This window comes from Oribacterium sinus (assembly GCF_963537195.1).
In the GTDB taxonomy this organism is placed as follows: domain Bacteria; phylum Bacillota; class Clostridia; order Lachnospirales; family Lachnospiraceae; genus Oribacterium; species Oribacterium sinus_A.
The window spans coordinates 22,435-33,582 of the sequence record NZ_CAUTEG010000016.1 but is presented as its reverse complement, the minus strand read 5'-3'; the positions used below and the strand labels follow the sequence as shown (position 1 = coordinate 33,582).

Sequence of the window (11,148 nt, the reverse complement as noted above, 5' to 3'; positions counted from 1 at the left end):
ATGGAGAGTACGCTATAAAATAAATTCTATCAAAAAGACCGATAAACCCGCATAGAGATGGTTTATCGGTCTTTTTCTTTGGGGCAACTTTCCCACTGCTCCCTTCAAGAGCACCGTACTATATCAAGGACAGCATCAAGCTAATACCATAGCCTACAATGATAAAGCCTCCCATAGGAAAGGCATCTTTAATCTTTATTTTCTTTAAAATTCGAACATCCATAACTCACCTCTTTTGTTCCCATTGTTTTCATTGCTATTTAGAAAAAACCGATGCCATAGCCTTTGTTTCTTGACTTAAGTCTTTTAGATAGAGAGCCGCTTTTTCCACCGACCACGCATCCAGCTTCTTCTTGGTGTACGGCACCGGAAACATATATTCATTGGTATATTTGCTGATATAAAGCTTATTCCCCTTAAGGTAGGCACAAAGTCCCTGATCTGAAATCTGCTCATCAAACCAAGCCAGAACACTTGGACTTAAGAACTTTCGGGCAGCAATCTCATCCGTACAGTAAATGTTGTAATTTTCATTGTGCCGCACATCCTCCACATCAATCTTCTGCTCTCCCTCTAAGGCTCCCGCATATTTTACATCCTCTATAGGCTCTTCTCCCCAGGAGTGAATCTTAGCCTTCGGAAGGATTGCCCCCAGTATCAGATTAAGAATCTGTTCTGTATAGATATCATCCAAATCGATATCACTTTTGCTCTTAAAAAAGGGGATGATGATTAAGACAAACAGCAAGATTCCTGCCAAAGGAAAGCCTGCACGACGAGGCAGATAGCACATCACGAAGAGACAAATTAGTCCCTTGGCAGCCATATCTACACCTTGCCTGTCTCTTTTTACAAGTTCGTCTTTTATCAGTTTATAGTTTTTTTTAAACTCTTCAGTGCGTTTAAGTTCCTTTAATTTCTCTACTTCTTCAGCTGTTAATGCCATTTTCCTATTTTCTCCTTTAAAATTGTACTTCCGTGAATGCTTTCACCTCTGATGCAATTTATTGGCCTTCCCTTATTTCTCCCCTATCTTACATCGATAACTAATAAAAAATATTTACCATATCTCTAATCTCTTGATTCAACTCTTTAAGACTGAGTGCTGCTGTTTCTACTGACCATGCATCCAGCATTTCCTGTGTATATGGCCCGGAACAAATAGTGATTCTGATATACTGAAATAAACAGCTTATTTTCTTTCAAATATAATGATAATCCTTGCTTCGAAATCTGTTGATCAAACCAAGCTAAAACACTGGGATTAAGAAATTTTCTGGCAGAAACCTCATCAGTACAGTAAATGTTATAATTCTCATTATGTAAAACATCCTCTACATCTATTTTTCTTTCACCCTCCAATGCCTCAAGATATCTTCCTTGGATTTTTTTTTTTAAGAATTTTGATTTCTTGGTTGGAACAACTCGTAACTGACCGGCATAAGAATGGGGTAATATCAGTCCATATAATAGTCCTCGAAAATCAGTAACTTCTCTAGGATTTGTGTCATGTTCACTATTCTTCTCTTCATGCCATGCACGCAGGTTACAAACTTTAAGGCATCTATCATCATTATATTTAAACATCCATCCTTGGGCGTAATGATAAGAATCGGGAACTACTTTTATATATTCTTTGAGTACGAAGTCACCTGTAACGCATATTTCTGCATTCGGATCAAGGATTTGTAAAATTGAATTTACGATACCGAGAGCGTATGTATCGACTAAACGGCTCTTCTTCTCTTCCTTCAGCACAGCATATGTCACAAAGATAATAAAAGCAAAGAAACTCAGATAAATCCCAAATGGGAAAAATTTTACAAGAAGAAATAAGCAAAATAAAACCTTTAAACGAAAATACAATTTTTTTCTTTCTTTAAGTCCGATTTCCTCTTTAATTAGTTTATAAGCTTTTAAAAATTTATCTGACTTCTTAAATTCTATTAATCTTTCTTTTTCTTCACTTGTTAAGCGAATACAATCTTTTTCCATCAGCTTTTTCCCATCTATTGTTTTGTATAGTTTTCGTAGCTATTTTAAATTTTCATTCCCCTGTTTCACCATCCAACCGTCCACCTATAGAATCATTATCCATTTCTTTAAGTTTTCTCTCGATTTCTTCAATAGTCGGCAAACTACTCTGATATTCCGCTTCCAGTAACTTCGTGATTTCATATTTACTTATCCCTATAGGTTGAGAAATCTGCTCTAAAGAATATTCGCAAACCACATCATTTTTATCTTTGCATATCAAAAGTCCAATCGTAGCATTGTCTCTATCTGTTTTTAGCTCCTTATTCACTGCTGTTACGTAAAAATTGAGCTGTCCTAAATGCTCTGGTCTAAATTTTTCTGTTTTTAATTCAATCACGACGTAAGAGTGGAGTTTCAAATTATAAAATAACAGATCGATATAAAAATCATCTCCATTAATATTAATATGATATTCCTTTCCAACGTAGGCAAAACCCTCCCCAAGTTCTAGCAAAAAGTCGGAAATTTTTTCAACCAGTTCTTTTTGCAATTCTCTTTCGTCATATCCTTCGCGTATAGTAAGAAAGTCAAAATTATAAGGATCTTTTAACGTCTGTCTGGCTAGGTCTGATTGTATGCCAGGTAGTCTTTTTTCAAAATTACTTATGGACTTACCTTCTCTGAAATACAGGCCGCTTTCCATTTGATGAACAAGTACATTCCTGCTCCATCCATTTTCAATGGTCTTATTGACATAAAAGATGGCTTCTTCTATATTCTTGCACTGGTTAATGATTCGTTGATTATGTCCCCATGGTATTTGTTTGACGCAATGAATTACTCTTTCATCAAATTGGGCTACAGCTTGTAGCCCTTTAGAGCTACTTTCATCAATTTTACTTTTGGCTACACCCTGTAGCCCTTTTCTATAGAAGGAATACCATCTTCTAATATACTTTACATTCGTTTGGGAAAAGCCTTTCATGTTTGGAAACTCTTTTTGCAGATCCTCTGCTAACAATTTTATAAAAGAATCTCCCCATGAATGTTTTTCTTGCGTTTTTACAATATATTCTCCTAGTGCCCAATACAAATCTAATAATTCATAATTTACTTTTATGGCAGCTTTAAGTTGGCTACTTTTCACTTTCTCTTTGAACTCTGACAATAACTTTTTATAGTCTTTATCATTTGTGATTGATGACTCTTTGTTCTGCAAAAGTATACCTCCTTACTCAAGCTACTATGTACTGTTATGAGCTATTTTATCACCATTCCGTAGTCATTGCTATGTTAATAATTAATCTTATATTTATATGATATGCTTTTAATATGTTGCTCCGAATTATCTCCAAAATTATTTGCGATTCCATGTTAAGTATGAATGAAACAAGCTATCTCTCCCTTCACCGGCAATACTCAATAAGAACAAAAAAGCACCCAAACCCTTAACGGTCTGAGCGCTTTCCTATTCTTCTTTACTTTTCACAGTTTAATAAGTAGATATAAAAATAAAGTTAATATTGTGGTATCTGTCTGAAATGGGAGGCAATCCGAGCCCATGGGTTCTTAGCTTTTGTCCTTTAAAAGCTTAGAACCCCTATGAGGCGAGGTTAGCGAGAGCGTGCCTCCATTGCAGACGGATACCATAAATATCTTATTTTTATTTCACCTTTTATTTCTTAGTCAGGTACTTACGAATATCCAAGGATGCGGCAATGAAGATTACGATACCGATGGCGATGTACTGTGCGTTGGGGCTTACTCCAAGATACTGTAGTGCAGTCTTTAAAAGCTCCAAAACCGCCACACCGATGAAGGCACTGGATACCTTGCCTCGTCCTCCGGTTACGGATACACCGCCCAGGGCGCAGGCTGCGATAGCCTCCATCTCATAACCAAGTCCGGTATTTACGGAAGCTCCTCCGGCTTTTGCTCCCAGCATATAGCCTGCCATGCCGTAGAAGGCTGCTGCCTTTGCATAAATCAATACCAAGGTAAGGTTTACAGGAACACCGGCAACCTCTGCCGCCTGTGGGTTTCCACCGATAGCATACATATATTTTCCGTGTCTGGTCATGTTGAAGATGAACCAGGTGATTGCAGCCATCAAAAGAGCAATCCAAATCAAATAGCTTAAGCCTAAGAATTTCCCGGTAGAGAAGATGGTGTAGGACTCAATGTAACCTCCCAAAGGAGTTGCATTAGTATAGAGAAGACCTAAACCGTAAATGATTTCCATCATTGCCAGAGTAGCAATGAAGGGAGGCACGGAAAGGTAAGCAATAAACCAACCGGTGATGGTGCCGAAGAGGGCACAAATCAGCATTACCAGGAACAATACCACGAAGGGATTCATCGGGCTAATCTTAAGTAAAATTCCATTTCCCATGGAAGCCCAGGGCTCGGACTGGAAGAAACGTCCGGAATAATCCGCCTTTTGCAGAAGAGTTCCTGCAAGGCAGGCACCGAATCCGATCATACGTCCTGCAGAAAGGTCACAACCTGCGGTAATAACGCAGCCCGCAATTCCTAAGGCAATAACTAAACGATAGGACATATTTGCCAGAAGGTTCATTCCGTTATCCGCGGTCAAAAAGTTCTTTGTGGTTAATCCTGTGTAAATCACCAGGATGAACATAACGATAATAACGCCGTTATTAATCAGAAAATCCGTTAATTTTTGTTTTTGTGTCTTTTCCATTTTCTTTCCCCCTAAAACATCGTAGCAAAGTTCATTACATTTTCCTGGGTCATTTCTTCCTGCTGATTCAGCTCTCCGGTGAGCTTTCCGTTACACATTACGCAGATACGGTCCGCCATACCCAGAAGCTCCGGCATTTCCGAAGAAATCATAATGATCGCCTTGCCCTGTTTTGCCAACTCTTCCATGATTTCATAAATCTCATGCTTTGCCCCGATATCAATACCTCTCGTAGGCTCATCCATAATCAGAATATCCGGATCCTTGGCCAGCCAGCGGGAAATGATTACCTTCTGCTGGTTTCCTCCGGAAAGATTTCCGATATGTTCTTTCATGCTGGGGGTCTTGATGGACAGACGCTTGATATTGTCATCCACCACCTTGTTAATGGAAGGATGGTCCAGCATAATTCCTGCCTTTAAATACTTCTTATAAATCGAAACACCCACATTGTCCTTAATGGAGAGACAGCCGAAAATACCGTTGCCTCGGCGATCCTCGGTAATCATACCGATACCCGCATCCATAGCATCTCTAGGGCGTTTAATATTCACTTCTTTACCGTGAACCTTGATGGTTCCTTTAGCCAAATGACGGATACCGAAGATTCCTTCCATCAGCTCCGTTCTTTGGGCACCTACCAGTCCGCCGAAGCCAAGAATCTCGCCCTTTTTGATGGAGAAGGAAACTCCCCGGAAGGATTTTTCATGGATAGAGGTTAAATCCTCCACCTCCATAATGGTTTCTCCAATGCTGTGATGATGCTCCGGATAAATATTGCTTAATTCTCTACCTACCATCTTGGCAATAATCTGCTCGGTGGTCATCTCCTCTGCGGGCCAGGTTCCTACATAGGTTCCGTCACGCATGATGGTGATATCATCGGAAATCCGCTTGATTTCATCCATCTTATGGGAAATGTAAATCATGGCCACGCCCTTCTTCTTCAAATCTCCCATAACCTTAAAGAGGAATTCTACTTCCTTATCGGAAAGAGAAGAGGTAGGCTCGTCAAAGATAATGACCTTGGCATCGTGGGAAACTGCCTTGGCAATCTCTACCATTTGCATCTGTCCGATGGATAAGGAGGACAAAGGCGCCTTCACATTGTAAGACAAACCAAGCTCGGACAACCACTTCTCCGTATCCTGATTCATCTTCTTATGGTCAATCATCTGAATCGGTCCCAGCTTTTTCACCGGGAAGCGTCCCAGATACATATTTTCCGATACGGAACGGGCCAGTACCGGCTGCAGTTCCTGATGCACCATGGCTACACCGTGCAGCATTGCATCATCAGGATTGTTGATTTCCACTTTATTTCCATCCAGATAAATCTCTCCCTGATCCATCTTGTAAATGCCGAAAAGGCACTTCATCAGAGTGGATTTTCCGGCTCCATTTTCTCCCATTAGGGCATGTACCGTTCCGGGACGAACGGACAGCTGCACCTGATCTAGGGCCTTTACTCCCGGAAATGATTTGGAGATATTTTTCATTTCTAACTTATACTCTGCCATTTCCTCCTCCATTTCTTCACACTACTCTCGGAATGAAAAACAATCGGGGAGGCAAATACACAATGCATCTGCACTCCCCAAATTCGTTCTGTATTGGGAAAATGTTTTCTGCTCCTACTTCTTTAGCAAATCTCCATTTTCCTGCAAATCTATGCTTTGAAAAAGTTTTCCTGCAAATCTTATTACTTTAAGAGTTTTAATATATCCTGTGCGTTGTCCTTAGTAACCTTTACATAGTCACAACCGATGTAGTGGTCATTTCCCTTACCGCCGAGGTAGTTGATTGCTGCATCTCCTGCTGCGTGGGACTGTGTAAGGAAGTCATTAAATACGGTTCCGGTCTGTGTTCCTGCCAATACATTCTGGCAAGCCTCCTCAAGAGCGTCAACACCTACTAAGTAGATATCCTTTCCAACGGTTCTTCCTGCTGCCTGAATAGCCTGTAATGCACCAAGAGCCATGGAGTCGTTGTTACAGAAAACAACCTCGATATCCTTACCGTTCTTTGCCAATGCGTTAGCAACCAAAGACTGTGCAAGAGCCTGATCCCAGTTACCAACCTGCTCGTCTAACTTGTTTACTTCCATGCCGGCATCCTGTAATGCCTTAACGGAGAACTCTGTTCTGTACTGTGCATCGATGTTCTCAGGGTCACCCTTAATCATGATGTAGTCAACTTTTCCGTTGCCGTTCATATCCAGCTTATCCATTCCAACGGAAGCGATAATCTCTCCCTGGAAGGTTCCGGACTGACGAGCGTCACATCCTACGTAGGTTACATCCCAGTTCTTCTCTTCCCATCTCTTCTCTTCGTCCTGATCCGGCTCTCTGTTGATGTAAACCAATGGGATTCCGGCAGCCTGTACCTTATCGGTGATGGTAGCAGCAGAGGAAGAGTTAACAGGGTTAACAATCAAAACGTCTACCTTATCGGTGATGAAGTTCTCGATCTGGTTGGTCTGTGTAGCCTGGTCATTAGCACCGTCCATAATCTTGATGTTCTCTTTCTTGAATCCCTTGGATACAAGATAATTTTCCAGCTCTGTACGGAAGAGAGTCATGAAGTTATCAGAGAACTGATAGATACATACGCCAACCTTCTTGTCGCTGAAGTCTCCGCTCATCTCTTCTACAGCGGCCTTGGTTCCTTCCATCGCCTTCTCTGTTGCCTTTGCACTTTCCTTCTGCTCAGCAGCTGCGGTAGTTGTCTTTCCGGCATTGCTGCTGCCACATGCAGCTAACATAGATACGGCCAATGCGGATACTGTCAAAGTGCTTAAAATTCTTTTCATTTTTTCCTCCTGTTCGAAATAACTTTCGACTATGTTTAATAACAAGGAGGATTATAGCTTTTCTTTTTTTAAAAAAAAATAGAGTTTTCTTCTTTCATTCTTAGAATTTTTTAGAATTCGGAAGTTTGGTATTTTTCTACAAAAGAAATGGTTTTCTATGCAATACAGGTCTGAAAGGGGGCACGCTCCCGCTAGCTTCGCCTGACTGAGCAGTGGTTTTGTCACCCACTGCTCACTTTGCTTCGCAAGGCAAATTCCTTCGGAAGTTGGTCTGCAACAGGACGACTTTTCTGATGAAAAGTCTGTCCTTTCGGGTACTAAGCGAAAAACTTCAGTTCCTTCGTTTTTCGCAAGTACCGGCGGGCTCAGATTGCCTCTTTTTCAGACCTATACTGCTGAAAACCTATATATTTTTTCAAAACCCAAACTGTCCTTCGTCTGTATATCGACACTTCTAGCTTTCAGAATCCTCCTCGATATTCTTACTGTCTGATAAAATATATAGAGGTCTATCCTTCAGTTCTTCAAACAAAATGGCGATGTATTCCCCGATAATTCCGATGACGAAAAAAAGCACTGCAAACATAAAGCAAAGCACCACCACGATGGTGGCGTAGCCGGAGGGGGCGCCCTTTCTGGTTAAAAGGGTGTAAATCAAAAGCAGGGTACCCAGTCCTCCACTGCAAATGGCCGCAAAAATTCCGAGTTGTAAGGGCAGATTGGAAAAGGTAAAGAGTGTGTTTTTGGAAAACTGCCACAGCTTCCGTAGGGAATAATGACTTTGCCCTGCCTGTCTTGCCGCCGCCTCATAGCGAATGCCGGTTTTGGGAAAGCCCACGGACTGAACAAAGCCCCGAAGATAACGGACCTTTTCCCTATAGTGCTTCTTTAAAACCTCCTGTACCTTCTTGGAAATGCCGAAGAAGTCGGAGGCATTTTCCTCAAAATGCACCGGAGAAACATGATTTAAAATCCAGTAAAACAGGGCGGAGGTAACATTTTTCACAAGGCCTGCGGAAGGATTCTTGGTGCGTACCATGGACACCACCTGATAGCCCTCCTCCGACTTTTTCAGCATTTCCGAAATCAGCTCAGGGGGATGCTGTAAATCCGCATCCATAAAAACCAGGAAATCTCCCTTGGCATGGTCCAGGCCTGCGGTCATAGCAGCCTCATGGCCAAAATTTCGGGAAAAAGACAATACCCGCACGTGTTCCTTGTCTCTCTCTGCAAAGTCCTCTAAGAGAATCGCACTTTTATCCTGAGAACCGTCATTCACAAAGACAATTTCATAGCCATAGCCCAGCTCCTGTAATTTTTCACAAGACTGACTGCAATGCTGGTAAAATGGCTCCAAGCTGTCTTCCTCGTTATATACGGAAACAATAACGCTACAAATCTTTTCCAAGTTCATCCCTTCTCTCTAAAACAATCCCTCATTGAAATGATTTTTCTTGAGCTCCTTATCCGTCCTAACTTTTCAGCCATCGCTGTTCAACGACTTTAGCAAGATCTTCTACCCATCACCGTCTTATATCATTTCCTCGTGGCTAGGTACCTGCTCTTCTTTCTTCGGCGGTGTCATATAATCCCCGTAAAGCATCTTCAGCACACTGTCATAGTCTGCCGGCACCGGAAATTCCTTTCCGGCAAAGGGCTTATACTGCACCGGCTCTTCGCAGCTGTATTGCACTTTACAATACTGGAAATCCGGCTGATAGTTGGAAAAATACAGGAAATCCTCTCCTCTTCTTTGGCTCTTTTCTCTTCTTGCTCCCTGAGCCCATCTGTCCTGCAAAGAAAAAAGAAAGGGCAGGGGAAAGCATTTTCCCAAAGTGGCAAGAACCGCCACAAAAAGCTTTGCCATTGGAGAATACTTCTGAAAATCCAGCTTCCTCCGATGTCCCATGGCCAGGCCGAAAATCATCTGCTGTCGAAAACGATACAGCTTATCTAAAAAGGCATTTCTCGGGCAGTCATCTAAAATAAAGCAGTCCACCCAAAGATGATTCAGCTTTCCTTCGTAAAAGGCATCCTCTTCTCCCTCAACTTCCCGTCTTTTGCTGTTAAGATCCACAATACGGGGTACAAAGTCATAAAAGGAACGACCGTTTCTATAGCTGTTAGGCATCAGTAGGACAAAGTTTTCCGAAAGTTCATCCTTCGCCACCTTTTCAAACTTTTCCCATTCCTCCCGTAAAAAACAAAGATCCACATCATCATCCCAAGGGATAAAGCCTTCGTGGCGGATGGCTCCCAGCAGGGTTCCGGAATCTAAGCGGTAGCTGATTTTATGTTTTTCACAAATACGGTGAATCTCCTCCAAAATGGCGAAGCCCCGCCTCTGCTTTTCCGCTAAATCCATACCCTACCCTTTCTACGGCTTTTATCCAAAATGTAGCTTTACTCTTATTGCTACAAGCTTAGTTCTTCCTCTAAAAATTCCGTTTAAAGCCCCAATCTAACGACTTAATCTAAAGCTTCACTCCCGGTCTTCCGAGGCAAAGGCCAAAACCTGTGCTTCGGAAAACTTCCGTAGGTCCTCTCCTTTATGCCATGCCTTATACCAATCTACGGTTTTCTCCACCGCTTCCTTTACGGTATAACGAGGCTGCCAGCCAAAGACCTTCTTTAACTTCTCCGTGCTTAACTGTAAAAATCCCGCTTCATGGGGAGCATTGGGCTCCGCCTGATTCTCCCAGCTTGCATTCTCTCCCCAGAACTCCACGAAAAGCTCTGCCAAGGCTCCTGTGGTAATGGCATCGGAAAGCTCCGGTCCCACATTGTAATAGCCGACAAATTCTTGTCCATCTTCTCCTGCCTGTCTTGCCACGATTTCCAGATAAACAAACAAAGGCTCCAAGACATGCTCATAGGGGCGAACAGAATAGGGATTTCGAATGCCGATTGCCTCTCCCTTTATGCTCTTTCGCACACAGTCCGGGATGATGCGGTCCTTGGCAAAATCCCCTCCTCCAATCACATTTCCGGCTCTTGCGGTGGAAATGCGCGGAAGAAATTTTTTTCCTTTTCCGTAGGCGGAATCCTCGGAAAAGAAGGATTTCTGATAGCTATGGGTGACCAGCTCCGAGCAGGACTTGGAGTTGGAATAGGGGTCATGCCCATCCAGCTTCTCTTCCTCTGTAAAGGCGTGTCCTTCCTGATCCGGATTCTCGTAAACCTTGTCCGTAGTAACATTCAGCACGGAACGAACAGAGGGACAATGCCTTACCGCCTCCAAAAGATTCACCGTTCCCATCACATTGGTCTCGTAGGTTTCTCTGGGGAAAAGGTAGGATTCCCGCACCAGGGGCTGTGCCGCCAAGTGGAAAACCAATTCCGGCTCCGCCTCCTCCATCGCTTTTCTCAGGTGCACATAGTCCCGCACATCCCCTTCAATGGAGTGCATCCCTTTTTCTAAGTTTAAGAGGGAAAATAAGGCTCCCGGCTCTTCCTTTAGGGCATAGCCGGTGCATTCCGCCCCCATCATTTGCAAAATCAAACTAAGCCACGACCCTTTAAAACCGGTGTGGCCTGTTAAAAATACTTTCTTCCCCTGATAAAAGGCTTTTAATTCTTGAAAATGCATTTCCCCCTACTTCCTTAAAGCCGATACTTCTCTGTTGATTTACGGATTTCCTATAACGATTCATGA

Annotated in this window: 9 protein-coding genes; all 9 read right to left on the bottom strand. The window is 42.5% G+C overall.

Annotation, left to right across the window (positions count from 1 at the left end; translation table 11 throughout):
- Window positions 1–256 precede the first annotated feature (256 nt).
- The 9 genes from RYL27_RS03500 to rfbG all read right to left on the bottom strand — a co-directional run bounded on the left by RYL27_RS03500 (window position 257) and on the right by rfbG (window position 11,082).
- Window positions 257–946, bottom strand: coding sequence for a DUF3137 domain-containing protein (locus tag RYL27_RS03500; protein WP_314346238.1), 690 nt, complete (start codon window positions 944–946; stop codon window positions 257–259).
- 146 nt (window positions 947–1,092) lie between these two features.
- Entirely contained in the window at window positions 1,093–1,995 is a 903-nt protein-coding gene (locus RYL27_RS03495) for a DUF3137 domain-containing protein (RefSeq protein ID WP_314965275.1), read from the bottom strand.
- 52 nt (window positions 1,996–2,047) lie between these two features.
- The gene (locus tag RYL27_RS03490; protein WP_314965273.1) at window positions 2,048–3,196 is read right to left on the bottom strand and encodes a PDDEXK nuclease domain-containing protein; all 1,149 of its coding nucleotides are present in this window, start codon (window positions 3,194–3,196) and stop codon (window positions 2,048–2,050) included.
- Between the two features lie 456 nt (window positions 3,197–3,652).
- Window positions 3,653–4,681, bottom strand: a complete 1,029-nt coding sequence (locus RYL27_RS03485; RefSeq protein ID WP_314965271.1) for a galactose/methyl galactoside ABC transporter permease MglC — start codon at window positions 4,679–4,681, stop codon at window positions 3,653–3,655.
- An 11-nt stretch (window positions 4,682–4,692) separates the two neighbouring features.
- Window positions 4,693–6,201, bottom strand: a complete 1,509-nt coding sequence (locus RYL27_RS03480; RefSeq protein WP_308579512.1) for a sugar ABC transporter ATP-binding protein — start codon at window positions 6,199–6,201, stop codon at window positions 4,693–4,695.
- Window positions 6,202–6,383: 182 nt separating this feature from the next.
- Entirely contained in the window at window positions 6,384–7,493 is a 1,110-nt protein-coding gene (locus RYL27_RS03475) for a galactose ABC transporter substrate-binding protein (protein WP_314965269.1), read from the bottom strand.
- Between the two features lie 454 nt (window positions 7,494–7,947).
- Window positions 7,948–8,901, bottom strand: a complete 954-nt coding sequence (locus RYL27_RS03470) for a glycosyltransferase family 2 protein (protein ID WP_314965268.1) — start codon at window positions 8,899–8,901, stop codon at window positions 7,948–7,950.
- Window positions 8,902–9,024: 123 nt separating this feature from the next.
- Window positions 9,025–9,858: a LicD family protein gene (locus RYL27_RS03465; RefSeq protein WP_314965266.1), complete on the bottom strand. Its 834-nt coding sequence runs from the start codon at window positions 9,856–9,858 to the stop codon at window positions 9,025–9,027.
- A 117-nt stretch (window positions 9,859–9,975) separates the two neighbouring features.
- A complete protein-coding gene (rfbG, locus tag RYL27_RS03460) occupies window positions 9,976–11,082 on the bottom strand; it encodes a CDP-glucose 4,6-dehydratase (RefSeq protein WP_314965264.1) in 1,107 nt (368 codons plus the stop codon).
- Between the last annotated feature and the right edge of the window lie 66 nt (window positions 11,083–11,148).

Coding starts and splice junctions, on each gene's coding strand:
- RYL27_RS03500 (WP_314346238.1), bottom strand. CDS start 946: ATGGCATTAACAGCTGAAGAAGTAGAGAAATTAAAGGAACTTAAACGC.
- RYL27_RS03495 (WP_314965275.1), bottom strand. CDS start 1,995: ATGGAAAAAGATTGTATTCGCTTAACAAGTGAAGAAAAAGAAAGATTA.
- RYL27_RS03485 (WP_314965271.1), bottom strand. CDS start 4,681: ATGGAAAAGACACAAAAACAAAAATTAACGGATTTTCTGATTAATAAC.
- RYL27_RS03480 (WP_308579512.1), bottom strand. CDS start 6,201: ATGGCAGAGTATAAGTTAGAAATGAAAAATATCTCCAAATCATTTCCG.
- RYL27_RS03475 (WP_314965269.1), bottom strand. CDS start 7,493: ATGAAAAGAATTTTAAGCACTTTGACAGTATCCGCATTGGCCGTATCT.
- RYL27_RS03465 (WP_314965266.1), bottom strand. CDS start 9,858: ATGGATTTAGCGGAAAAGCAGAGGCGGGGCTTCGCCATTTTGGAGGAG.
- rfbG (WP_314965264.1), bottom strand. CDS start 11,082: ATGCATTTTCAAGAATTAAAAGCCTTTTATCAGGGGAAGAAAGTATTT.